The organism is Micromonospora endophytica (genome assembly GCF_003236305.1).
GTDB classification, from domain to species: domain Bacteria; phylum Actinomycetota; class Actinomycetes; order Mycobacteriales; family Micromonosporaceae; genus Micromonospora; species Micromonospora endophytica.
Window position 1 is genome coordinate 1 of record NZ_POTX01000072.1, and the last position, 24,387, is coordinate 24,387.

Annotated in this window: 25 protein-coding genes and 1 pseudogene; 3 read left to right on the plus strand and 23 right to left on the minus strand. The window is 70.8% G+C overall.

The window, feature by feature from the left end:
- Positions 1-160 precede the first annotated feature (160 nt).
- Positions 161-505 (plus strand): metallopeptidase family protein, encoded by a 345-nt coding sequence (locus tag C1I93_RS13160; RefSeq protein WP_181445156.1) that lies wholly within the window; start codon positions 161-163, stop codon positions 503-505.
- 4 nt (positions 506-509) lie between these two features.
- Here the strand turns inward: C1I93_RS13160 and pheA are convergent, their stop codons facing one another.
- From pheA to C1I93_RS13180, 4 genes are all read right to left on the minus strand, one after another.
- Entirely contained in the window at positions 510-1,466 is a 957-nt protein-coding gene (gene pheA, locus C1I93_RS13165; protein WP_111243554.1) for a prephenate dehydratase, read from the minus strand.
- Positions 1,467-1,520: 54 nt separating this feature from the next.
- Entirely contained in the window at positions 1,521-2,216 is a 696-nt protein-coding gene (locus C1I93_RS13170; RefSeq protein ID WP_420811757.1) for a hypothetical protein, read from the minus strand.
- 10 nt (positions 2,217-2,226) lie between these two features.
- Positions 2,227-2,685, minus strand: coding sequence for a PAS domain-containing protein (locus C1I93_RS13175; RefSeq protein ID WP_111243555.1), 459 nt, complete (start codon positions 2,683-2,685; stop codon positions 2,227-2,229).
- Positions 2,686-2,846: 161 nt separating this feature from the next.
- Positions 2,847-3,587 (minus strand): hypothetical protein, encoded by a 741-nt coding sequence (locus C1I93_RS13180; protein WP_111243572.1) that lies wholly within the window; start codon positions 3,585-3,587, stop codon positions 2,847-2,849.
- A gap of 176 nt (positions 3,588-3,763) precedes the next feature.
- On the opposite strand from C1I93_RS13180, the gene C1I93_RS13185 reads away from it, so the two are divergent.
- The gene (locus tag C1I93_RS13185; protein ID WP_420811758.1) at positions 3,764-4,951 is read left to right on the plus strand and encodes an arginine deiminase; all 1,188 of its coding nucleotides are present in this window, start codon (positions 3,764-3,766) and stop codon (positions 4,949-4,951) included.
- 103 nt (positions 4,952-5,054) lie between these two features.
- On the opposite strand, the gene C1I93_RS13190 is transcribed toward C1I93_RS13185, so the two are convergent.
- The 17 genes and pseudogenes from C1I93_RS13190 to C1I93_RS31580 form a co-directional block, all read right to left on the minus strand.
- Positions 5,055-5,927: a DUF5926 family protein gene (locus C1I93_RS13190; RefSeq protein WP_111243557.1), complete on the minus strand. Its 873-nt coding sequence runs from the start codon at positions 5,925-5,927 to the stop codon at positions 5,055-5,057.
- A gap of 73 nt (positions 5,928-6,000) precedes the next feature.
- Positions 6,001-6,414, minus strand: a complete 414-nt coding sequence (locus C1I93_RS13195) for an ATP-binding protein (RefSeq protein ID WP_181445157.1) — start codon at positions 6,412-6,414, stop codon at positions 6,001-6,003.
- A gap of 65 nt (positions 6,415-6,479) precedes the next feature.
- Positions 6,480-7,937, minus strand: a complete 1,458-nt coding sequence (locus C1I93_RS13200; RefSeq protein ID WP_111243559.1) for a PAS domain-containing sensor histidine kinase — start codon at positions 7,935-7,937, stop codon at positions 6,480-6,482.
- Positions 7,938-7,987: 50 nt separating this feature from the next.
- Positions 7,988-8,779, minus strand: coding sequence for a glycerophosphodiester phosphodiesterase (locus C1I93_RS13205; protein WP_111243560.1), 792 nt, complete (start codon positions 8,777-8,779; stop codon positions 7,988-7,990).
- Between the two features lie 10 nt (positions 8,780-8,789).
- Positions 8,790-9,125 (minus strand): rhodanese-like domain-containing protein, encoded by a 336-nt coding sequence (locus C1I93_RS13210; RefSeq protein ID WP_111243561.1) that lies wholly within the window; start codon positions 9,123-9,125, stop codon positions 8,790-8,792.
- Between the two features lie 65 nt (positions 9,126-9,190).
- Positions 9,191-10,156: an LCP family protein gene (locus C1I93_RS13215; RefSeq protein ID WP_438819579.1), complete on the minus strand. Its 966-nt coding sequence runs from the start codon at positions 10,154-10,156 to the stop codon at positions 9,191-9,193.
- A gap of 152 nt (positions 10,157-10,308) precedes the next feature.
- A complete protein-coding gene (locus tag C1I93_RS13220; protein WP_111243562.1) occupies positions 10,309-11,499 on the minus strand; it encodes an LCP family protein in 1,191 nt (396 codons plus the stop codon).
- Positions 11,500-11,675: 176 nt separating this feature from the next.
- Positions 11,676-12,899 carry an LCP family protein gene (locus C1I93_RS13225; RefSeq protein ID WP_111243574.1) on the minus strand — a complete coding sequence of 408 codons (1,224 nt, stop codon included), beginning with the start codon at positions 12,897-12,899 and terminating at the stop codon, positions 11,676-11,678.
- 66 nt (positions 12,900-12,965) lie between these two features.
- Positions 12,966-13,940 (minus strand): NAD-dependent epimerase/dehydratase family protein, encoded by a 975-nt coding sequence (locus C1I93_RS13230; protein WP_111243575.1) that lies wholly within the window; start codon positions 13,938-13,940, stop codon positions 12,966-12,968.
- A gap of 135 nt (positions 13,941-14,075) precedes the next feature.
- Positions 14,076-15,743, minus strand: coding sequence for a monocarboxylic acid transporter (locus C1I93_RS13235; protein WP_111243576.1), 1,668 nt, complete (start codon positions 15,741-15,743; stop codon positions 14,076-14,078).
- A gap of 5 nt (positions 15,744-15,748) precedes the next feature.
- Positions 15,749-16,102, minus strand: coding sequence for a DUF485 domain-containing protein (locus tag C1I93_RS13240; protein ID WP_111243563.1), 354 nt, complete (start codon positions 16,100-16,102; stop codon positions 15,749-15,751).
- Between the two features lie 191 nt (positions 16,103-16,293).
- Positions 16,294-16,824, minus strand: a pseudogene (locus C1I93_RS13245) (flavin reductase family protein); the annotation flags it as partial.
- Positions 16,825-16,834: 10 nt separating this feature from the next.
- Positions 16,835-18,514 (minus strand): ABC transporter permease, encoded by a 1,680-nt coding sequence (locus C1I93_RS13250; protein ID WP_111243565.1) that lies wholly within the window; start codon positions 18,512-18,514, stop codon positions 16,835-16,837.
- A 68-nt stretch (positions 18,515-18,582) separates the two neighbouring features.
- Positions 18,583-19,347: an ABC transporter ATP-binding protein gene (locus C1I93_RS13255; RefSeq protein WP_111243566.1), complete on the minus strand. Its 765-nt coding sequence runs from the start codon at positions 19,345-19,347 to the stop codon at positions 18,583-18,585.
- A 189-nt stretch (positions 19,348-19,536) separates the two neighbouring features.
- On the minus strand, positions 19,537-21,177 hold the full coding sequence (locus C1I93_RS13260) for a sodium/solute symporter (RefSeq protein WP_111243567.1): 1,641 nt from the start codon (positions 21,175-21,177) through the stop codon (positions 19,537-19,539).
- Between the two features lies 1 nt (position 21,178).
- Complete coding sequence (locus C1I93_RS13265) at positions 21,179-21,580, minus strand: DUF485 domain-containing protein (protein ID WP_111243577.1); 402 nt, start codon at positions 21,578-21,580, stop codon at positions 21,179-21,181.
- Between the two features lie 268 nt (positions 21,581-21,848).
- The gene (locus C1I93_RS31580; protein WP_181445155.1) at positions 21,849-22,019 is read right to left on the minus strand and encodes a hypothetical protein; all 171 of its coding nucleotides are present in this window, start codon (positions 22,017-22,019) and stop codon (positions 21,849-21,851) included.
- 186 nt (positions 22,020-22,205) lie between these two features.
- On the opposite strand from C1I93_RS31580, the gene C1I93_RS13270 reads away from it, so the two are divergent.
- On the plus strand, positions 22,206-22,427 hold the full coding sequence (locus C1I93_RS13270; protein WP_111243568.1) for a helix-turn-helix transcriptional regulator: 222 nt from the start codon (positions 22,206-22,208) through the stop codon (positions 22,425-22,427).
- A 44-nt stretch (positions 22,428-22,471) separates the two neighbouring features.
- Here the strand turns inward: C1I93_RS13270 and C1I93_RS13275 are convergent, their stop codons facing one another.
- Entirely contained in the window at positions 22,472-23,245 is a 774-nt protein-coding gene (locus C1I93_RS13275) for a LytR/AlgR family response regulator transcription factor (RefSeq protein WP_111243569.1), read from the minus strand.
- Positions 23,242-24,387: sensor histidine kinase (locus C1I93_RS13280; protein WP_111243578.1), on the minus strand; the 1,146-nt coding region annotated here is incomplete at its 5' end. The genes C1I93_RS13280 and C1I93_RS13275, both read right to left, overlap by 4 nt.

Consider the following 24,387-nt stretch of genomic DNA (forward strand, 5'->3'; position numbering starts at 1 on the left):
CCTCTCCCCCGCCGCCGAGATCACCCTCACCACCCGCCTCACCTCCTGACCCGTACGCCGATCTTGCACTTCTGGTCGCCGGGATGTGGGTTTGATACACATTCGTCCCGACCGGAAGTGCAAGATCGGCGCGGGGATGAGGGAGAATGGCGCGGTGGCGGTGGAGATGGCGCGTGAACGGTTCGAGGAGTTGGTGGGGGAGGCGCTGGACGAGGTTCCGGAGGAACTGCTGGCGCTGATGAGCAACGTGGTGATCCTGGTGGAGGACGACCCCCCGCCCGGCGAGGATCTGCTCGGCCTCTACGAGGGGCACGCGTTGACCGACCGGGGCTGGGACTACGCCGGGGTCCTGCCGGACCGCATCCTGATCTACCGCAACCCGATCCTGCGCATCTGCGACACCGACGAGGACGTCATCGACGAGGTGGCGGTGACCGTCGTGCACGAGATCGCCCACCACTTCGGCATCGACGACGACCGACTGCACGAACTCGGTTGGGGCTGAGCGCTCAGCTCAGGTCGCCGGCCCGCAGCCGGGCCAGCCAGGCGGCGGCGTCCGCGTAGTCGGCGTCGGAGAGGCCGGCCGGGGCCGAGACCGGTCGCTCGCCGGTCGTCGGACTCCACCGGTGCCGGGGGTACGAGCCGAGGAACCGTAGGTCGGCACAGACCCGACGGAGCCCCTGCAACGCCTCACCGAGCCGGGCGTCGGCCACGTGACCGGTGCAGTCGAGGAAGAAGACGTACCGGCCGAGCGCCTCACCGGTGGGCCGGGACTCGATCCGGGTCAGGTTGACGCCGCGGACCGCCAACTCCATGAGCACGGAGAGCAGCGCGCCCACCCGGTCGTGCGCGATGTACACCGCCAGCGACGTCACGTCGTCGCCGGTGGGCGTCGGTGCGGGACCGGGCCGGGACAGCAGCGCGAACCGGGTCACCGCGTCGGGATGGTCGGCGATCTTGTCGGCCAGCACGGTGAGACGGTGCCGGCCAGCCCCGATGGGGGCGCAGATCGCGGCGTCGTACTCGCCCGCGGCCGCACCGGCCGCCGCGGCACCGTTGGAGAGCACGTCGACCACTACCGCGTCCGGCAGATGCGTACGCAGCCAGCCACGGCACTGGGTGGACGCCTGCGGGTGCGCGGCGACGGATCGTACGGCCGGCAGGTGCGTGCCGGCCCGGGCGGCGAGGACGAACTCCACCGGCAGGATCACCTCACGGGTGATCACCAGCGGCTCTCCCTCGGCCAACTCGTCGAGGGTCACCCCGACCGCGCCCCCGATCGAGTTCTCCAGCGGCACCAACGCGGCATCGGCGTCCCCGGCGCGAACCGCCTCCAGCGCCTCGCCCACACTGCGCGACGGCGTACGGGTGCCGTGCTCAGCGGCGGGCACGGTGCGCAGCGCCTGCTCGGCGAAGGTGCCCTCAGGCCCGAGGTAGACGAAACGTGTCGGCGGCGTTCCCGGCATGGCGCTCAGCCTACGCACCCGACGTCGACACCTGACGCTTACCGCCCAGGCTGATCACCGGGCGGGGGCGGTAGCCGTCGGCGTCGGAGTGGGTGTCGGCGACGGCGGCAGGGGGGCCGGCGGTGCCCCACCCGTGACGTCGTCGCCGCAGGCCAGCTTCTGGATCCCGGGCGGGCCGGTGACGCGTACCTCGATCGAGCACACGTCGGTGCCGGCGGCGACCAGGTGCAACGAGTCGGCCCGCTCCCGGGTGACCACCTGAAGCGGCTCGTACCCGGTCACGTCGAGGGCGGTGAACTGCCAGTCGGCGGCGCAGAGCGGGCCGGTGCGGACGCGTACCCGCGCGTCGCGGGGAAGCAAGCCGGCGCGACCGCGGACCAGGTCCAGGATCCGCTGCTGCGTCGGCCGGCCCTCGCAGGCGACCGCGACCAGGCCCGGGTCGGCGGTCGGGGTGGGGGTTGCCAGACCCGGTGACCCGGCGGTCGGCGACGGTGTCGACGGCGCCGGTGCGGTCGCGCTCGGGGTCGCCGGCAGGGTGGGCAGGCCGGTCGGGCCGGCACGTAGCTCAGGGGGCGTGCCACAACCGGCCAGGACGCACCCGGTCAGCGCCAGCACGGCGGTAACCCGGTGCAGGGCTCTCGGGTCGCGACCGTACGGCGGACGGCTGTCGGTGGCGGGACAGGCGGGCGTGGGCGGCACGTGACGGTCCTCAACGGGCGGCGGCGGGCATACGTGGATTGCCGAGCCCATCGTAGGAGGATCAGACCTCCGAAAAGAAGGTGAGCGAGCCGGCAACCGTCCCGTCGGCGAGCACCGGCGTGGAGACGGCGTCGACTGTCGAGTCTGACCTGTCGTCCGTGGCCGTCTCGATCCGGAGCAGGCCACGCGCCAACCGTCCGGAAGAGAGCGCGAGCAGCGGTGGAATCTTGTCGACCTCCGGCTCGGCCAGCTCACCCCGGTTGGCGGTGAAGTCGAGCAACCGCAGCCCACCGTCGAGCAGCGGCAACCCGATCAGCTCCTCGGGCGTGCCCAGGCAGAGCAGCTCGCAGCCGGCGGCGGAGACCGCCACCACCCGGGTGTCGGCGTCGATCAGCAGACAGGGCTCGTCGGCGCTGGAGACCGTCGCCGACCAGCGACCCATGTTGTCGCCCCCTGGCTCTGTCGGTGTCCCCGCCTTGGGCGCGAACACTTCCGAGAGCGAGAGTTCGACGTGGGCCACCGCGCCTCCTATGTACACCGACGGTACGTCCACGCTAGCCGGTCGTGGCGGCGAACGCCGACCGCGCGTGAGAACCGGGTCCGTCGATGCGTGCTCGGTCCCGGTCGGCGGCGGCGTGGGTCAGCGCGAGCGGGCCCGGCCGCGTGGCGTCGCCGCAGACGTTACCGGTGGGTGGCCCGCTTGTCAGCGGCCGTTCGGCCGTCCTCGTACCACCGGTAGTCCGCCGCCGGAGCGTGCCCGCCGCTCATCCAGGTCCCGGGGTGCTGTGCCACCCGGGACAACTTCTCGGCGGTGGCGGGGCTGATCCGGTTGCCCCCGGCGACGAGCAGCCGGTCGAGCTCCCGGTGCGTCGCCATCAGGCAGTCCTTCGGCAGGCCGTAGACGCTGATCACGCCGGAGCCGACGAAGGTGAGCACCGGCGTGACCGGGATCGGATGGCCGACCGCTGCGGTGAGGGCCTTGCTGGCCCGCCTGGCGTCGCGCCGGGCCTCGGTGACGTACGGCGGGCGCTTGCCGTTGATCTGCACCACGTCGCCGGCGACGAGCACGCGGGCCCGGCCGTGGTCGGCGATGGTGACCGCGAAGAGCCCGCTCGGCCCGATTGCCAGGAATCCGGCCCGATCGTCCTCATTGTCGCGGAGCAAGGCTTCTGCGACGTCTGTACGCGGCCAGTCGATGACGTGCCACGCCGGCCCGAGATGGTCGAGTTGGCCGAGTGCGCGGGCACCGGCCGCTTCCAACCGTCGGGCACCTCGCTCGGCCCGGCGGCGGCGGGCCCACTCCAAGGGGGACGGACGAGGGGCTGTGGTCACCCCTGGCTCCTCCACCCGGGGGTGCGGTACCGCCACGGGCGGCAGTGCCCGGGCGGACGGTACGGCTCGACGAGCGGGGAACACAGTCATCGCGACCTCCGGCAAAAGGTCCCTCGAAGTTACCTACTCACTACCCTACGTCGCTGGTCCCGGTGGTCGGCAAGCCGAAGCGCCGGAATGAGTACGGATGAATGCCATATTCATCCACAGCCGTTTTACCGGATGCCGCCAAACCCTGCCCTACGCTGCCAAGAGTGAGCCACCATGTGAACACTGAGGTCGGTCGACTCGGCACCGTCCTGTTGCACCGGCCGGGGCCGGAACTCGCCCGGCTCACGCCCCGCAACAACGACTCACTCCTCTTTGACGCCATCCCCTGGGTGGGACGCGCGCAGGAGGAACACGACGCCTTCGCCGACGCGCTGCGCGGGCGCGGCGTCGAGGTGCTCTACCTGACCGACCTGCTCGCCGAGACACTTGCCGGACCGGACGCCCGGGCCGAGCTGACCGACCAGGTGCTCAGCTCGCCCCGCCTCGGTGACGCGCTACGCGCCAGGGTGGCCGCGCACCTGTCGTACCTCGACCCGGCCGCGCTCGCCGGGGTCCTCGTCGCCGGTCTGGCCCATGAGGAACTACGGCTCGGACCGGACCGGCGTGGTGGTCTGGTCTACACCCTGATGGACCGGCATGACTTCGTCATCGATCCGCTGCCGAACCTGCTGTTCACGCGGGATTCATCCATCTGGATCGGCGACCGGGTGGGGGTGACCAGCCTGGCGATGCCGGCTCGGCGGCGAGAGACCACGTTGACCGACGCGATCTACCGGCACCATCCGCGCTTCGCCGGGACCGAGTTCGTCTACCGGCCGGACCTGGAACCGCTGGAGGGCGGTGACGTGTTGCTGCTGGCCCCCGGGGTGCTGGCCGTCGGGGTGGGTGAACGCACCACCCCGGCCGGGGCGGAGCGGCTGGCCCGCCGGGTCTTCGCGGCCGGGCTGGCGCACACCATCCTGGTCGTCCCGATCGCGCAGGAACGGGCCACCATGCACCTCGACACCATCTGCACGATGGTCGACGTGGACGCCGTGCTGATGTACCCGAACGTCGCCAGCACGCTGTCGGCGTACACCGTGATCGCCGGCCCCGACGGCGAAGACCCGCGGGTGGACGGCCCGGCGCCGTTCCTGCGGGCCGCAGCCGACGCGATGGACCTGGACCGGCTCCGGGTCATCGACACCGGTCTGGACCCCGTCACCGCCGAGCGCGAACAGTGGGACGACGGCAACAACACGCTGGCCCTGGCGCCCCGGCTCTGCGTCGGCTACGAACGCAACGTCGAGACCAACGCGCAGCTCGAGCGCGCCGGCATCGAGATCATCCCGATCGCCGGCTCCGAACTGGGCTCCGGCCGAGGCGGACCCCGCTGCATGTCCTGCCCCCTGCTCCGGGATTAAGGAAGGGCCCCCTGTTAACGCCTCGTGTATAGGAGGGGCCCCCTATTAACGCGCCCTCCGCCGGCTGCGGCGCAGGGTGAGGTGGTGAGGGCAGCGGGGTGCGTCAGCGCAGGGTTAGCTGGCGGCCGAGTAGGCCCTGTCGGGACCGCCGAGCGGCGGCGTCCAGCGCAGTGGTGTCGGCCAGGGCATCGGCGTAGCGCTTGGAGAAGTCGGCCACCGGCTCCTCCCAGTCGGCTGCCGGAGCATCCTCGGGCAGATCCCAGACCGGCACCAGTCGCCCGTGGGCCCGGAACATGCCGGCGAACCTGGTCCCCTCGCCGAGGGTCAGCGAGCCGGCCGCGCCCAGCCGGGCCAGCGCGTCCAGGGCCAGCTCCTCGGCCTCCGGCAGCACCCACCGGACGTGCGCCTTCTCCGGCACCCGGCACCAGTACGCGGCGTGCGCGGCGGCCAGCCGTACGGTGGGGTAGATCGCGGCGTTGGCCCGTTCCAGGGACGCCCGTACGGTCGGGTCGTCCGCAGCCTCCGGGGCGAGCCAGAACTCGAAGCCGTCGTGCAGGGTGATCTCCAGCGGGCCGTCGACCAGGATGTCCTGGAGCCGAGGACCGGGACCGGGCAGCGGCGGCACCTGGACCTGAGCGCCGGGCGCGGTGCGCAGTGCGCAGAGCAGCGACTCGGCCAGGTCGCGGGAGACGTCACCGGACTGGAGGTGTCGCTGGAGCCCGACCAGGACATGCCCGTCCGACCGGCTCATCGCGGGCGTGGCCATCGGCAGCACGGTGGCCAGCGTGATCGGCCGGTCGCCGTACTCCTCGACCAACGCCGGCGAGAGCCGCAGCGGTGCGGAGGCGGCGGGGACCAGCTCCCGCAGGGCGATCCATTCCGGCTCGTCGGCGAGCCCTTCGAAGGGGCGGGGGACGAAGACGTCCCGCACTCGCTCCCGCTTGCCACCCGCCTGGTTCTTTCGACGCTTGCTCACGGCGAGACAGCCTAGATGCCGCGGCGACCCGGCGGGGCCACGACCCACCTGCACCACACATCCCGGTCGGAACTCAGCCGGCTGCCACCAGACCCGGTGGTGCAGGGACGGGATCGAAGTCGGCCCAGACACTCTGACCGAGCCCGTCGCGGTCCACCCCCCACCGGCTGGCCAGGCCGGTGACGATGTGCAGGCCGCGGCCGTCGGCAGCGGCCGGGTCCGCCGGGCGGATTCGTGGGCCGCCGGCGGCGCCACCGTCGGTCACCTGGAGCCGGACCCGAGCCCCCTCAGGCGTGGTCCGGAGCCGCCAGGACACCCGGACCACCCCTCCGGGCAGTGGGTCGGCGTGCCGGACGGCGTTGCCCACCAGCTCGGCCAGCACCGCCACCAGATCCGCCAGCACCGCGGGGGAGACCGCCTCGGCCAGCTCAGCGGCGAGCCGATGGCGGGCCACCCGGGCCCCTCCGGCGTGGTGCGGCACCACCACGCACCACGCTCGTTCGACCGCTACCGTCGACACTTCCGCCTCTCTTCCCCGTGACCCCCACCGATTCACCTGCGAGGCAGCCGCACCTCTGCGACCGTACCGCCGCCTGCTCTCGGTCTGAGGAATACCCACCCATTCTGCTGTTCAACGATCCGGCGGACGAGATAGAGGCCGAGACCGGTGCCGGGATAGCGCCGCCGGTCGCCGGACTCGCCCTGCCAGAACCGCTCGAAGGCCCGTTCGACGTGCTCAGGGCGTACGCCGATGCCTCGATCGCTGACCCGGAAGCAGATGGTCTGGTCGTCCGCCTCGGCGCTGATCTCGATCGGTGAGCCGGGTGGGGAGTACTTGCCGGCGTTGGTGGCCAGCTCGGTCAGCACGGTGCCCAGGCTGTGCCGGTGTCCGACGGCCCGGGGCAGCGCGGTGGGCAGCTGGAGGGTGATCCGGTGGCGCAGGTCCACGGGCAGGTCGGCGACGGCGGCCCGGAGCGTATCGGTGAGATCCAACGGCGTCGGCGGCCCGTCGCCCGGCCATACCTCGGAGGCGGACGAGAGCAGGCGGTCGAGCAACCGGGCCAGCTCGTTGGCGCGCTGCCCGATCACCCGGGCCGCTTGCCGCCGGTCGGTCTCGCTCAGTGACTCCCAGTGGTCGGTGAGGGTGTCCGCGAACCCCTTGATGACGGTCACCGGGGTACGGAGTTCGTGGCTGGTGACGGCCACGAACAGGTCCCGCTCGTGGTCGTGCTGCTGCTGGTCGGTGATGTCGCGGAAGGTGACCACCCGCAGGGTGCCCGGACCGGGCAGCTCGCCGGAGGTGATGCGCAGCCAACGCCCGTCCGGCAGTTGGTGGTCGAGGACCTGCCCGGACGGCGGCAGCGGGAACGGCAGCGGCTGGTTGAGGGCGTCGGTGCAGGACCGGCCGGTCACCTGGGCGGCGGCGGGATTCCAGAGCCGGACGTGGGTGTCCCGGTCGACGACGGCGAGCCCGTCGGCGAGCGCCGCCACCACCGGACCGTCGCCGTGCACCGGCAGGCCACTCTGGTCGCCGTACATGTGGGCGATGCTGGCGCTGAGGAAGCCGACCACCCCGCGCTGCTCGGAGCTGGGCTCGTCGTCGCCGGCTGGGTAGAGGGCGTGCAGGCTGCCGACGGGGTGCCCGCCGATCTCGGCCCGGGAGACGACCATGCGCCGCAGGCCACGATCGGTCAACTCGACGGCGAGCTGGCTGGTGAAGCGATCGGTGCGGACGCACTGCACCCGGGGTCCGGTGAGCAGGCAGACGGTGACCGGGTCGCTGGCCGGCAGCGGTCGGCCCAGGGTCCACTCGGCGGCGCCGGTGGCCGCGATCACCCGACCGCCGCTCGGCGCGAACTCGACGAACGCCATGCCTGCGGCACCCAGTGCCGGCTGGGCCACCCGCAGGAGCTGGTTCAGGACCGGCAGGCCGGCGTCGCCCGAGTTGATCATCTCGATGATGACTGTGTGTCCGGCGATGAGCGCGGCATAGTCGGTCCGGTCCGGCATGCTCCCGAGTGTGCCCTGCCGTCCGCGTGGTTGGGCATCCCCGTTCGGGGTCACCGAGGTAACCGGGCGAGAGTCTGCGCCGGACGGTCGGTGATCACGCCGTCGACCCCGGCGGCCAGCACGAGTTCGAGGTCGGCCGGCTCGTTCACCGTCCAGACGTACACCTGGTGGCCGGCCGCCCGCAGCGCCGGCACCAGCGTGGGTCGGGCCCGCACCAGCGCGATGCCCGGGCCGGCGATGCCGGCACCGAACGGCAGCCGGCCGAGGTGCGGCCAGCGCGGCAGCACCTCCAGCAGCAGCACCGTGGGCAGCGCGGGCGCCAGGTGCCGCATCCGGCGTACGGCCAGCGGCGAGAAGGACATCACCGTCACCCGTACCGGGTCGTCGGGGCGCGGATCGGCCAGGCCGTACCGGCGTAGTAGCGCGACCAACCGACGCTCGACGTTGCCGCGGTAGCGGGAGGGATGCTTGGTCTCGATCAGCAGCCGGACCGGCCGACCGGCCGCGAGGACGGCCTCCAGCAGGCGCTGGAGGGTGAGCAGCCGGGTGTGCGACTCGTCGAGCACCTCGTCGCCGTCGGCGGGCACGCAGCCGGGATGCCAGGAGCCGAAGTCGAGCTGCTCAAGCTCGGCGAGGGTACGCGCGCTGACCAGCCCGCGTCCGTTGCTGGTGCGGTCCAGCCGGCGATCGTGTACGCAGACCAGGTGCCCGTCGCGGGTCAACCGGACATCGCACTCCAGCCCGTCCGCACCCTCGTCGAGGGCTCGCAGGTAGGCGGCGAGGGTGTGCTCCGGCAGGTCGTACGACGCGCCCCGGTGCGCGAAGACGAGGGGTGCACCCATCGGCGTCGCGTTACCGGACCTGGCCCGGTTGCCCGTCGGCGCCGATCACCGGCCGCCCGGTGGACGCCCACTCGCCCATGCCGCCCTCGACGTTGCGCACCTGCTCCCAGCCGTTGCGCATGAGGTACGCGACGACTTGCGCCGAACGTCCGCCGGAGCGGCAGATGACCGCGACGTCGCGGTCGGTCGGCACCTCGGCGAGCCGGGCCGGCAACTCCATCATCGGCAGGTGGTGGGCGCCCGGGGCGTGACCGGCGGCCCACTCGTCGTCCTCCCGGACGTCGAGCAGGTACGTGTCATCGCTGATCTCGGGCACGGTCACGGTGGGTATCTGAGGTCCGAACACGGGTACCAACTGTAGAACCTCGATCCGCCGCCCGGCGTGACCCCCACAGCATCAGCCCGTCGGCGTCAAAGTCGGGTCACCCAGCGCGAGTTGGCACCTGCCCATTCGGGCATCCGGGTGCCCCGGACCGCCTCGAACAGCCCCTGGCCGCCGCCGTCGAGCAGGACGTACGACACCTGGCCGATGGTCTGCGGGTGCGACGGCACCTGCACGCCGTGCATCGTGTCGGTGGACAGTCCGTGCAGCGCGAGCAGCAGATCCTCCACCGGGATCCCGTTGGTGTCCAGGGTCAGGGAGTTGCCGACCGCCTGGATCAGGCGGTGCAACTGGACCGGGTCGCTGCGGAGCCGGGTCTGGCTCGTACGCTCCAGCATCGCGCCCAGCAACTGTTGCTGGTGGGTCTGCCGGTCGTAGTCGCCGCCGGGCAGGTCGTACCGCTGGCGTACGTAGTCCAGCGCCTGCGCGCCGTCCATCTGCTGGCAGCCGGGGTGGAAGACTCGATCGGTGTGGATCGAGCGGACCTCGGTCCGGACGCACATGTCGACCCCGCCCAGCAGGTCGATCACGGTACGCAGGCCGGCGAAGTCGATCAGGGCGGCGCCGTCGAAGCGGATCCCGGTGAGCTGGGTCAGGGTGGCGGAGAGCAGTTGCGCGCCCGCCTGGCCGCCTCCGCCGTACTCGTACGCGGTATTGATCTTGTCTTCGCCGCCCGGATAACCGCCCCCGGCGGGGATGGTGACCAGCAGGTCCCGGGGTACGGAGATCAGATAACCGGTCCGCAGGCCAGCCGGGACGTGCACGATCAGGATGGTGTCGGTGCGCTGCTGCGGTCCGACGTCGCCCGGTCGCCGGTCGGAGCCGACGAGCAGGTAGTTGATCGGGCCGTCCAGGTCGGTACGGTCGGTGCGGGCGGACGGGTCCAGCAACTGCTCCCGGGTGATGGTGCGCTCGTACCGGTTGGCCAGCACCTGTAGACCGACCACGGCGAGCGTGGCCAGCAGCACCACGACCAACCCGGTGCCGAGCAGCACCCGTGGCCAGCGCGGGCGCGCCGGACGATCTCCCGGCTTGCGTGCCGCGCCTTCGCGCGTCCTCCCGGCCGTGACGTGCCTCCCGTCAGGCTGACATGAACAATGCTCATGTCAGCCTACGAGAAGGTCACGGAGCGTGACGGGAGTTCCGGTCAACTCCGGGAGGAGATCACCTCGGGGTTGTAGAAGACGAACTCGGCGAGCTTGTCCTGGCGGACGGCGCGGAACATGTCCAGGGTCTGCTCGTCGAGCGCCTCGTTGCCGTTGCCCTGGGTCTTGTACGTGCCGCCGTTGGTCTTGAGCATGATCAGCTCGTTGCCGCTGACGCCGCGCATGGTGAAGACGAAGTCCTCCACCGGAACGCCTCCGGTGTCCAGGATGAACGCCTTGCCGGCAGCCTTGATCATCTCGTTCAGCTTGACCGGGTTGGTGAGCGTGCCGTTCTGGCTGGCCTTCTTGGCCATCGCCTTGATCAGCTGCTGCTGGTTAGCCTGCCGGTCGTAGTCGCTGTTCTTGAGGCCGTAGCGCTGGCGCGAGTAGTCGAGCGCCGCCCAGCCCTTCATCTCCCGGCAGCCCTTCTTGTGCACCACCGGGGTGCGTGGCTTGCCGGTCCTCTTGGCGTCGGCGTTCCACATCGGTTTGCCGTCGACGTACGACATGTGGAGCGAGGTGACCTGCTGCTTGACGCAGATGCGGACCGAGCCGAGCGCGTCGATGACGCTCTTGAAGCCACCGAAGTTGATGATGGCCGCGCCGTCGAAGCCGATCCCGGTCATCGACTTGATCGTCTTGGCCATCAACTGGGCGCCGCCCTCCCAGCCGCCGCCGTTGGCGGCACCCGCCTGGAAGGCGCTGTTGATCTTGCCGACCCCGCCCGGGTAGCCGGTCTTCTCGAAGGCCGGAATCCGGGCCTCGGTGTCCCGTGGGATCGAGATCAGGTACGCCTGGTCGTGGGTGGCCGGAATGTGCAACACGATGATGCTGTCGGCCCGTACGTCGTCGGCGTCCCACCGCTCCCGGGCGTCCACCCCGAGCAGCAGCATGTCGATCGGGCCCTTGAGGTCACCGCCGCCCTCCTGCTGCGACTTACCCGCCACGTCGAGCAGGTTGCGCTGGGAGATGTTGCCGGTGGCCTGGCTGATTACCGCCTTGCTGCCGACGATGGCCACGCCGCTCGTCATCATCAGCACGGCGCCGGCCACCACGGTGAGTCGGGCCCAGAGCGGATCCTTCCGCCGTCCCTTTCCGCTCTTGCCGGACTTCTTCTTCTTGCCGCCGGGCGGGGGTGTAGGCGTGGCGGACGCGCGAGGCGGCTCTAGCAGGGCAGGGCTGTGAACCGCCATTCGTGCTCCAGCTCATGTTCTCCGGAAGGGGGCGGGAACACTTTACGTACGCCGATGTGTCATTGCGAGTTCGGGTACCGGTCAGTAGCCGTACTCCGCCGCGTCATCCTGCGGAAATGGCCGAACGGGCAAATCGAAATGTACGATCGGAGGTTGGTCTGTCCGGAGTCGGCTCGTCACCCGTTGCCGTTCGCCGGCTCCTTGTTCGCGCGTACCCAGTCGGCCATCGTGTCGTCGGACATCGCGCGGTACATGGTCAGCGCCTTCTCCCGGTCGGAGACCACCACCGACTCGCCATTGATGGTCTGGCTGCCCAGGTGCGGACTGGTCACGAAGGTCATGTTCTCGCCCCGCAGGTTGCGGAACTGCACCGCCATATCGGTGAGCGAGAAGCCGTTGTCGACAGTGACCGCGTCGGTAACCGAGCGAAGAAAGTCATTCAGCTTCTTCGGGTTGGTGAGCGTGCCGGTGCTCGCCGCCTTGTCCATCAGCGCGCGCAGGAACTCCTGCTGGTGGCGCATCCGGGAGAAGTCACCGTCGGGGAACTGCTTGCGCTGCCGGATCCAGTCCAGCGCCTCGGCGCCGTTCATCTTGTTGGTGCCCTTGGTGAACTTCCGGTACGGCTTGTGGATCGAGGTGATGGTCCGCTCCACCTCCAGCTCCACCCCACCGAGCGCGTCGGTGACCTGCTTGAAGCCGGCGAAGTCGATAGCCATCACGTGATCGATGTGCACGTCGGTGAAGCACTCGACGGTGCGTACCGCAAGCGGCAGCCCGCCGAAGGCGAAGGCTGCGTTGATCTTGCGACGCTGCCCGGACCCGCAGTCGGCCCCGGCGCTCTCCGGGATCGGCACGTACAGGTCGCGCGGGATGGAGACGAGGTACGCCTCTTTGTGGTCGGCCGGGATGTGCATCACGATGATCGTGTCGGCCCGCCACTCGCCCGCCTGATCCATCGGCGCGTCCGGATCCCGCGAGTCGGTCCCCACCATCAGGATGTTCAGCGCGCCGTCCACGGCCTTCGCCGGCCGGCCGCCGGTGATCTCCGAGAACGGGTCGGTTCGGGCCACGTTCTTGTCCAGGCTGCGGGCGTAGAACCAGGCCCCACCGCCGGCGACGAGCGCCAGCACCAGCACCACGACCCCGGCCACCAGGGCGATGCGCCGCCAGCGGGGCCGCCGGCCGCGCGGTGGCGGCGTTCCGCCGGGCCCACCGGGCCCCATCGGGCCGCGTGGACCGCCCGGCCCGCCCGGTCGGGCCGGCTCGTCCTCGTACGACGACGGATACCAGCGCGTGTCGGTGGCCGCGGGCACGCGACCGGCGGGCCCCGGCACCGCCGCGCGGCCCGCGCCGCGACGCAGGTGCAGGAACGGCAGTGCGGCGGGGATGGTCGCTGACATGTAACTCAGGGTACGCAGCACTCGCCAGTGTCGCCGCCAGGCAAAAGCCGCGTCGTGGCGGGTCGGTTACCCTAGCCGCTCGCGGAAGTAGTCAATGGTGCGTCGCAGGCCCTCTTCCGGTGCCACAGTCGGCTCGTATCCGAGCAAGTCGCGGGCGAGGGTCAGGTCGGGCCGGCGCATCTCCGGATCGTCGGCGCTCCGAGTGACATAGGTCACCTCCGACTTGCTCTCGCAGAGCGACACGATCGTCTCCGCCAGTGCCCGCATGCTCATCTCGTGCTCGGTGCCGCAGTTGACCGGCCCGCTCTCGGTCGAGTCCAGCAGCAACAGGATGCCCCGGACCAGGTCCGCGACGTAACAGATCGAGCGGGTCTGGTTGCCGGTGCCGTGCACCGTGATCGGCTCGCCGCGAAGCGCCTGCGAGATGAAGGTCGGGATGGCCCGCCCGTCGTCCGGCCGCATCCTCGGCCCGTAGGTGTTGAAGATCCGTACGATCGCCGTGTCCACGCCCCGACTACGGCGGTACGCCATCGTCGCGGCCTCGGAGAAGCGCTTGGCCTCGTCGTACACGCTGCGGACGCCGATCGGGTTGACGTTGCCCCAGTACGTCTCCCGCTGCGGGTGCTCCTTCGGGTCGCCGTACGCCTCGGAGGTGGAGGCCAGCAGGAACCGGGCACCGTCGGCGGTGGCGCGTTCCAGCAGGTGCAGGGTGGCCACCGAGCCGACCCGCAGGATCTCCACCGGCAGCTTCTCGAAGTCCGTCGGACTGGCCGGGGAAGCCATGTGCAGAATCGCGTCGAAGCGCTCGGCCAACGCCGGGTGCTCAGGCAGCCCGTCGGAGACGTCCGCCTCGACAAGCGTGAAGGTCGGCTTGTCGAGCAGATGCGCGATGTTCTCCCGCGACCCGGTGACGAAATTGTCGAGCACGACCACTGTGCAGCCGCGGGCGATCAGCACGTCCACCAGGTGTGAGGGGACGAAGCCCGCTCCGCCAGTGACCAGAATGCGATGACCAGGCCCGAACCGCTGCTCCACCTTCATGCGGGTGAGCATATAAGGAGGGGCCCCCTGTTAACGCCTGGCGTAGTAAAGGGGCCCCCTCTTAACACGTACCCGCGAATGCGACGCCCGTGCGCGCGGGGAGCGCGGGCGCGGCGGCCGTGCGCGCGGCGGAGGTCAGTGGGCGCCGGCTCCGGTCAGCGAGCGCACCTCCAATTCGGCGTACTTCTCCTCGTCGCTCTCCTTGGAGATGATGGTGCCGATCCAACCGCAGAGAAAGCCGATCGGGATGGACAGGATGCCCGGGTTGGACAGCGGGAACCACTGCCAGTCGTGGTCGGGGAACATCGCCGTCGGCGCACCGGACACCACCGGAGAGAAGAAGACGAGCAATACGGCGGCCAGCAGGCCGCCGTAGATCGCCCAGACCGCGCCGGAGGTGTTGAACCGCCTCCAGAACAGGCTGTAGAGGATCGCCGGCAGGTTGCCCGAGGCGGCCACCGCGAAGGCCAGCGCCACCAGGAACGCCACGTTCAGGTTCTGCGCGAAGATCGACAGGGCGATGGCGACCGCGCCGATCACCAGCGCGGAGATTCGGGCGACCCGCACCTCCTGCCGCTCCGAGGCGCTGCCCCGCTTGATGACGTTGGCATAGAAGTCGTGCGCCAGGCTCGACGACGAGGCCAGGGTCAGGCCGGCGACCACCGCCAGGATGGTGGCGAAGGCGACCGCCGCGATGATCGCCAACAGTGCCGCACCGCCCAGTTCGCCGCCGAAGAAGGTGATGCCGAGTTCCTCGGCGAGCTGTGGTGCGGCGGTGTTGCCGGCCGGGTCCTGCGCCCGGATCGCCTCCCCACCGACCAGCGCCGCCGCGCCGAAGCCGAGCGCTAGCGTGAGCAGGTAGAACGAGCCGATGATGCCGATCGCCCAGAGCACGCTCTTGCGAGCCGCCTTCGCCGTCGGCACGGTGTAGAAGCGGATCAGGATGTGCGGCAGGCCCGCGGTGCCGAGCACCAGGGCGATGCCGAGGGAGAGCAGGTCGACCTTGTTGTAGAAGGTCTGTGTCGAGTTGCCGGCGACCTCGACGCCGTACCGCAGCCCTGGGCCGAGGAAGTCGATGCCGTGGCCGGAGCTCGCGGCCGCGTCGCCGAGCAGCGAGGACAGGTTGAACTTGTACTTGGCGAGCACCAGCAGCGTCATCAGAAGCGCGCCGCCCATCAGCAGGAACGCCTTGACGATCTGTACGTAGGTGGTGCCCTTCATGCCGCCCACCGTGACGTAAATGATCATCAGTGCGCCGACCATGATGATCGTCGCGACCTTGGCGGTGGGCGCGTCCATGCCCAGGAACGTGGTGCCGGGGCGGATGCCGAGCAGGAGCGCCACCAGGGCGCCCGCGCCGACCATCTGGGCCAGCAGATAGAAGATCGACACGGTGATGGTGGAGACCGCAGCCGCGGTACGCACCGGACGCTGACGCATCCGGAAGGCCAGCACGTCGGCCATGGTGTACCGGCCGGAGTTGCGCAGCAGCTCCGCGACCAGCAGCAGCGCCACCAGCCACGCCACCAGGAAGCCGATGGAGTAGAGGAAGCCGTCGTATCCGTAGAGGGCGATGATGCCGGCGATGCCGAGGAACGACGCGGCGGACATGTAGTCCCCGCCGATCGCCATGCCGTTCTGGAAGCCGGAGAACGACCGGCCGCCAGCGTAGAAGTCGGTGGCGGTCTTGGTCTGCCGGCTGGCCCAGATCGTGATCGCCAGGGTGGCTGCCACGAAGGCCAGGAACAGCACGATTGTCAGGTTGCGGGCGGTGGTGTTGCCCGCCTCGACCGCGAGGATCATGCCGGTCACGACTCACCCCCGGTCAGCTCGTGGCGGATCTTGTCGGCGACCGGGTCGATCTTCCGGTCGGCGTACCGGGAGTAGTACCAGGCGATCAGGAAGGTCGAGACGAACTGGAGCAGGCCGAAGACCAGGGCCACGTTGATGTTGCTACCGAACAGGCGCGTGCCCATGAAGTCTCGCGCGTACGCGGAGAGGATCACGTAGAGCGCGTACCAGAGGAAGAACGCGATGGTCATCGGGAAGACGAAGCCGCGCAGCGCGCGCCGTAACCCGGCGAACTCGGCCGACCGTTGGACCGCGAGATACCGCTCCGTCGGCGAATCGGTAGGCGCGGATGCGGGCGTGTCCGTGGACATTGTGGATCACCACCTTCACAGGCGTCGGGAGGATCGCGCGCATAGGTAGGAAGCGCGCCGATACCGCGCACGCTAGGGAGCGCGCCGCCCGCCGGCAGACCCGACATCGGCAGTGGTCGCTATCTGCGCCGAGTGGTGGCTCGATTGCGCCGAGTGACCTGATCCACTCCGTTGACCGGTGGTGTGCGGGCTCAACCCAACTCGCGGTACCGACCCCGGTGATGCAGCAGCGGCTCGGCCTCCCCGGCCAGCTCCACCTGCTCGATCGTCGCCTCGACCAGCAGACTCCAGCCGTACTCCCGGGCGGTGTCCAGCCGGCAGCCGACCCAGCCGCCAGCGTCGGCCGGCACCGGGCCGTACGGCGTGTCGGTCCAGCGATCGATGGCGAAGAGACCGCCGGGCGACGGAAACAGCCCGGCGAACCGGTCCGCGAGCTGCCGGTGCGGCGGGCCGAGCGGCGTCACGGCGAACCGGCCAGCCTCCTCGGCCGCCGCCCAGAACTCCGACTCCGCGTCGATCAGGCCGAGCAGTCGACCCGGCTCGCCGTCGGCCACCAACGTCGAGGACACGGTCAACCCGGCTGGGCCGGGCGCCGTCCAGAGTGTCACCGGCGCGGCGAGCCGACCCCGCAGCCGGCGTACGGGCGAACGCTGGTCCGCCGGCACCGCGAACGGGTCGGTGTGATGGATCTGGGCACCCGGCTCTTGATTCACGTGAAACATTGTGGCCGGTTCAGCGGCGGGGAGTGACCGCCGCCAGCAGTTCGGGCTGGCGACGGTCCAACACGTCACCGGCCAGATATCCGCCGAGCAGCGCCGCGCCGACGCCGTACGCCAGGCCCAGCGGCAGGCCCAGCCAGAGCCAGGCGTCACCGAGCAGCGCGGCGGCGATCACCATCGGTACGGCGAGGGCGGCGGTGGCGATCATTGCCACGAACGTGAGCAGACTTTTGATCAACCCGGCGCCGCTGTTCATCGCGAACGGGTTGCTCGTCTCCGGTAGCGAGTAGGCGCCGAGCACCGACACGAACGAGTTGACCGCGAGCCCCGCGCCGTAGGTGGCGACAAGCGTGCCCGCCATGAACCCGATCCAGGCCGGCTCACCGAGCACCAGGGCGATCGCCACCGCGACCACCGCCAGCATCGGCAGCACGTACAGCGAGAAGGCGGCCATCCGGGCCCGTAGCTCCAGCCGGCCGGGCACCCCGGCCACCACGTTCGCGGCGTACGCGCTGCCGTCGAAGCCGAACTGGTTGGCCAGGGTCACCGCGGCCAGCAGACCGACGAAGAGCATGGAGAGGCTGACCAGCGCCGGCGACGTCTCGCCGGCGAGGCTGAAGCCCTCCTCGCTGTCGAGGGTGAAGCCCTGCCCACCCAGGTTCACCATCACCGGCACGAAGAGGCCGACCACCGCGATGGTGATCAGGTTCGCCCGTCGTCGGGCGTCCCGCCACCAGTAGCGGGCTTCCCGCGCGACAAGCGCCCCGAACCGGTCCCGGCGCAGCCAACCAGCCGCCCGGGGGAAGAACTGGGCCACCACTCCGCCGGTCACCGACGGCTTGGCCTGGGCCGGGCCGGAACTCGCCGCGCCCACCATCGCCGACTCCAGCGAGCGTGACCACCAGACCAGCAGTGCGGCGATGGTCGCCACGGTGATCAGAAGCTTCAGCGGCGCGGCCCAGACCCGGCCCTGGGCCACGTCGATACCGGCCGTCCACGGCGCGCCCAGCGGCGTCCACCCGATCACCGTGGCCACCCCGGTCAGCCGGTTCCAGTCGACATCCTGGATCGCGGCCAGCCCGGCGATCTGCAACGGCCCGAGCAACGCCGCGACCACCGCGAGCAGGACCGCAGCCAGGTCACGCACCCGCCGGGACCGGAGCATGGTGGCGAAGGCGCTGGTCACCGCCCGTGCCGCGGCCACGCAGAGCAGCACCCCGCAAACCACGCCGACCGCCGCGACAGCGGCGGCGGACCAACCGCCGAAGACACCGGCCGTGACGACCAGGCCGGAGAGCGCCACCAGAACCGCGATCGTGGGTACGCTCACCAGCGCCGCCGCGAAGAGCCCGGTGACAAGCGTGCGGCGGGGCAGCGGCAGCAACGCGAAGCGGGCCGGGTCGAGTGTCTCGTCGACGCCGAAGAAGACGAGCGGCAGCAACAGCCAACCGAGCACGGTCAGCCCGCCGGCGAAGGCGGCGACCAGCAGCGCGTACCTGTCGTTGCCGGCGAGTCCGGGTGCCGCCAGGCCGAAGAAGGCGCTCACCGCGAACCAGAGCCCGAAGAACGAGCCGAGCACGAAGAGCGCCACCCGCCAACCCTGGCCCCGGAAGTTGTTGCCCATCACCCGCAGCTTGAGCCGGACGAAGTGCCACGCCGAGACCCGCCGGACCGGTTGCGCCGGTGCGCTCATCGGCGCACTGCCCGGGGCGCCTGCGGGGGCGCCCATCGGGGCGCCCACCGGGGCGTCTGCGGGGGTGCCTACTGGGACAGCCACGCCAGCTCCTCACCGGTGGCGGTACGTCCGCCGACCACCTCGACGAAGACCTCCTCCAGGGAGCGGTCGCCGCGTACCTGCTCCAGGGTGCCGACCCGCTTGATGGTGCCCTCGGCGAGGATCGCCACGTGCGTGCAGAGCCGCTGCACCACCTCCATGACGTGACTGGAGAAGACCACCGTGCCGCCACCGGCGACGTACCGCTGGAGGATGTCCCGGATCAGCGCCGCCGAGACCGGATCGACCGCCTCGAAGGGCTCGTCCAGAACCAGCAGCCGGGGCCCGTGTAGCAGCGCGCAGGCCAGACCGATCTTTTTCTTCATGCCGGCCGAGTAGTCCACCACGAGCGTACGGCCGGCGTCGGCGAGGGCGAGCACGTCGAGCAGCTCCGCGGCCCGCTTGTCGACCACCGCCGGGTCCATGCCGCGCAGCAACCCGTGGTACGCCAGCAGCTCGCCGCCGCTGAGCCGGTCGAACAGCCGTACGCCGTCCGGCATCACGCCGAGCAGCTGTTTGGCGGCGACCGGGTCGGCCCACACGTCCCGCCCGAGCACCCACGCCCCGCCGGCATCCGGCCGCAGCAGCCCCACCGCCATCGACAGCGTGGTGGTCTTGCCCGCGCCGTTCGGGCCAAGTAGCCCGTAGAACGAGCCGGCCGGTACGTCCAGGTCCACGCCGGCTACGGCGATCTTGCCGTCGAAGCTCTTGGCCAGGCCGCGCAGCGCCAGGGCAGGGTGCTCACCAGTCATGTAGCCGACGGTATCCGGTTCGGCAAAACGCTCTGCCAGCCCAGAGAACGATTCCCGGCTCCTTCTCTGGTCGTACTCCACCACCCCGTGCGGCTGCCGGTGTTGCCGCCGGCTCCGTCGGGGGCGGGGGTGCCGGTGTTAGGAGGGGGCCCCTCCTATACACCAGGCGTTAATAGGGGGACCCTCCTTTCACAGCCGGAGGGTGTCGGGGCCGTGGAGGCGGAGCATGGTGCGGCTGACGTCGGCGGGAGCGCGGCGGCGGGTGGCCAGCGAGGCGGCGATCATCACCGTGAAGGCGAGCGGCACGGTCCAGGCGGCCGGCTGGGCGGTGAGGGTGGCGGGCCAGCCGGTCAGCGGCGGACCGAGCACGGTGAGCAGGACCGCAGCCACGGCGGCACCGCCACCGACCAGGATGCCGGCGGCCGCGCCGGCGTCGGTGAGCCCGCGCCACCAGATGCCGAGCACCAGCAGCGGGCAGAAACTGGACGCGGCGACGGCGAAGGCCAGCCCGACCACCTGCGAGACGTCCAGCCCGGAGACGTTCAGGGCGAGGATCAGCGGCACCCCGCCGGCGATGAGTGTGGCCAGCCGGAAGCCACGCACCGAGCCGTGCCCGAGCACATCCGTGGAGATCACCCCGGCGACGCTGGTGAGTAGCCCGGACGAGGTGGAGAGGAAGGCCGCGAACGCCCCGGCGGCGACGAGCGCGGCGAGCAGCCGGCCCGTGGTCCCGGCACCGAGCGCCGCTTCGGGCAGCAGCACCACCACCGCGTCGGTGTGGCCGCTGACCAGTAGCTGCGGGGTGTAGATCCGGCCCAGCACGCCGTAGATCGTGGGGAACAGGTAGAAACCACCGACCAGGGCCAGCACCACGAGCGTGGTGCGGCGGGCCGACGCGCCGTCGGGGTTGGTGTAGAAGCGCACGAGTACGTGCGGCAGCCCCATGGTGCCCAGGAAGGTGGCCAGGATCAGCGAGTACGTGGCGAACAGCCCCCGGTCGTCGGAGCCGGCCGCGCTGGGCAGCAGCCAGTCGGTGGTGCTGTTGGCCACGCCCGACACCTCCGGCACCGGCTCACCCGCGGCGAAGGTCAACTCGTCGCCGGGGCGTACCTCCCGGGTCTGCCCGTCGGGCAGGGTGAGGACGGCGCGGTGCTCGACCACGACTGTGGTCGCGGTCCGGAACGTCGGCCCCTCCGGCGGGGTGACCGCCGGCCGCCCGTCGGCCTGCCACTGCAGGGCCAGGAAGATCGCGGGTACGGCCAGCGCGGTCAGTTTCAGCCAGTACTGGAACGCCTGCACGAAGGTGATCGCCCGCATCCCGCCGAGCGCCACGTTCGCGGTGACCACCACCGCCACCACCAGGGCACCCACCGGGTACGGCGACCCGGCCAGGGTGGCCAGGGTCAGCCCGGCGCCCTGCAACTGCGGCACCAGGTAGAGCCAGCCGATGAAGATCACGAAAATGGTGGCCAGTGTGCGCAGCCGGCGGGAGCCGAGTCGCAGCTCGCAGAAGTCGGGCAGGGTGAACGCGCCGGAGCGCCGCAGCGGCGCGGCCACGAACAGCAGCAGGGCCAGGTAGCCGGCGGCGAAACCGACCGGGTACCAGAGCACGTCCACGCCGTACTTGAGCACCAGTCCGGCGACGCCGAGGAAGCTTGCCGCCGAGAGGTACTCACCCCCGATCGCGGCGGCGTTCCAGGTCGGGCTGACCACCCGCGAGGCGACCAGAAAGTCGGAGGTGGTGCGGGCCAACCGCAGCCCGTAGAAGCCGATCCCGACGGTGATCAGGGTGACCGCCACGATCGCCGGTACGACCAGACCGTTGCCCACCTCAGCGCTCCGGCCGCTGGACGAGGTCGGTGAAATCCTGCTCGTTGCGTTCGGCGAGCCGCACGTACGTCCAGCCGACCGCGACCAGGAACGGGAACGAGAGCACCCCGAGCAGCAGCCAGGGCAGGTTGACCCCGAACACGGTCATCCGGCCCACCGAGGGCGCGACGGCGAACAGCCAGGGCAGCCCGCCCAGCCCCACCAGGACCACCGCCGACAGTTGCAGGGCCAGGGCGAGTTGGGCGCGGACCAGGCCGTGGATCAGTGCCTCGCCGACCGGGGTCTGCTGGGTCAACTCGGTGCGGGCTCCACCGGGCCGATGCTGCCGCCGGGACACCTCGGCCAACACCACCCGGGTACGCGCCCGCGCCGGCCCGCTCACACGCTGCTCGGCACCGGCCAGGGGCGGCCCAGGTACGCGCTGCTCGGCACCGGCCGGGGGCGGCTCGGGAGCATGCTGCTCACCGGCCGCCGGGAACGGTTCGGGACGGCGGGGTGCCGGCACTGGATCCTCGGCGGCCACCCCGGCAGTCTCGTCCGCTCGCCGTGAATGTCAATACCCCTGTGGACAACCTGTGGACAACGCCCCCACCCTGTGGATAACCCGGTGGACAGCCCGGCCCGGATCTTGGTGCGAAAGCGCCCCCATAGGGGCAGTTTCGCAACAAGATTCACTGGTTCGGCTTCTTGATCCCCTCGGTGAGCAGGTCGGCCATGTCCAGGCCCAACAGCCGACCCGTGCCGTACTCGGCGAGTAGTTCGGCACGGGCCTGCTGACACGGCCAGCCGTACGCGCACGCGGCGCAGAACCAGAGCGGTTTGACGGGGGCGTGGCGTTGCATCGGCGGCTCCTCCCACCCGAGTCCAGGCACCCTCGACCGCCGGGCTCCGCCTCCAGCAGCCGAGGGGCCATGTCCCGATTCCACCCGGTTCAGCCCCGACTGTCAATCATATGGGGACCCCTATCTGTAGCTACCCGATTGGGGATCCCTAAGCGGGGAGGGTAAGGCGCACATACCTTCGGCCCCATGGCTGCTGGGAATGGACCAGGCGAGCTGGTCGGGCCGTGGGAGATCGCCCAGATGCTCGGCGTCACCCGCTCACGCTTCCAGCAGATCGCGATGCGGCCCACCTTCCCAGCGCCGTACCAAGAACTGCGGGCTACGAAGGTGTGGCTGAGGGTCGACGTGGAAGCCTGGATCGCGAAGTATCGGCAGCCGCGCGCCACCGATGGCGACGAGCAGGAGTAAAACCAGCAGGAGTAGAGCAGACGCGCGGAGCCGTGGCGCAGCGGTCAGCGGCTCCAGGCTTGTTTGGCGGCGCGGACGAGTTTGTCTTTCAGTTCTCGGGTGTGGCGACGGCTGACCGGCAGTTCGGTGCCGTCGACCACCACCACATAGCCGGAGTTGACCAGGCGCAGCTCGGCGATCAGCCGAAGCTGCACCAGGTACGAGCGATGGATCCGGACGAAACCGCCGTCGGCCCACCTGTCGGCGAGGGTCGCGAGCGACACCCGGACCAGGTGTGAACCCTCCGCGGTGTGCAACCTGGCGTAGTCGCCCTGCGCCTCCACCCAGCGCACCGCCGAGCGGGGCAGCATCCGCGTGCTGCCGGCCAGCTCCACCGGGATCGTCGGGTCCTGCTCGGCCCGGGCCAGCGCCGCCGGATGTGACGGGACCACCCGCGAGCCGACCACCCGGCGCAGCGCTTCGGCCAGCCGTTCGGCGCGTACCGGCTTGCGGACGTAGTCGGTGGCGCCCAGGTCGAAGGCGTCGGCCGCGCCGTCGTCGTACGCGGTGACGAAGACGATCGCCGGTGGCCGGGCGAACCGGCGCAGCACCCGAGCCAGCTCCATGCCGTCCAGGCCGGGCATCCGGATGTCCAGGAAGACCACGTCCACGTCGCCGTCGCGCAGCACCCGCAGCGCCTCGGTGGCGTCGCCGGCCGTGTGCAGCCGGGCCACCCGGGGGTCGGCTCGCAGGTGGTACGCCAACTCGTCAAGCGCCGGCGGTTCGTCGTCCACCGCCAGCACGCGCAGGAAGCCGGGTGCGCCGTCGGGGCCGGTCATGAACTGGCCCGTACGCCGGGGTGGAACTTCGGCACCCGCATGCTCACCTTCGTACCGGAACCCAGGTCCGTCTCCACGACCAGACCGAAGCCGTTGCCGAAGACCGACCGAAGCCGCTCGTCGACGTTCGAGAGACCGACGTGCTGGCCCGAGTCGTCGCCCGGGTCGCCGGTGGCGCCGGCCAGTTCGGCGATCCCGGCGGTCAGCGTGCCTGGGTCCATCCCCACTCCGTCGTCCTCCACCGTGATGTGGCATTCGGCGCCCGCGTCCCGGGCCTCGATGCTCACCATGCCCGTGCCGGGCTTGCGCGACAACCCGTGCCGGACCGCGTTCTCCACCAGCGGCTGAAGGCAGAGAAACGGCAGCGTCACCGGCAACACCTCGGGCGCGATCTGAAGCCGCACCTGGAGCCGGTCACCGAATCGAGCGCGTTCGATGGTCAGGTAGCGGTCGATCGAGCGAAGCTCCTCGGCCAACGTGGTGAACTCACCGTGCGCCCGGAACGAGTAGCGGGTGAACTCGGCGAACTCGAGGATCAACTCTCGGGCCCGTTCCGGGTCGGTACGCACGAACGAGCCGATCGCGGTGAGCGCGTTGTAGATGAAGTGCGGGCTGATCTGCGCCCGCAGCGCGCGCACCTCCGCTCGGGCCAGCCGTTCCCGGGACGAGTCCAGCTCGGCCAGGGCGAGCTGGCTGCCGGCCCAGTGCGCGGTCTCCAGGGTGGCCTGCACCAGACCTGGCGCGGGTACGCCGTCGGTGACCGCGACGAGCGCGCCGACGATCCGACCTTCGGCTCCCGCCAACGGCGCCACCACCGCCCCACGGACCGGGCAGTCGAGCCGGTCGCAGCCGAGTTCGGACTCGGCGAGCACGGTGGACCGCTCCGAGGCGACCACCTTCTGTGCCGCCGCCCGGAGTTGCTCGCCGTGGTGTGCGCCCCGCCCGTCGAGGGCCAGCAGTTCGTCGGTGTCGATCAGAGCCAGCCCTTCGGCCCCGACCAGGGTGCGCAGGTGGCGGGCGGCCTTGGCTGCGTTTGTCGGGTTCAGCCCGGCCCGCAGCGGTTCGGCGGCCAGTCCGGCGGTGTGCAGCACCTCGTAGGTGGCCCGCTGCCCAGGGGTGGCGATACCCCGCCGCCCCCGCAG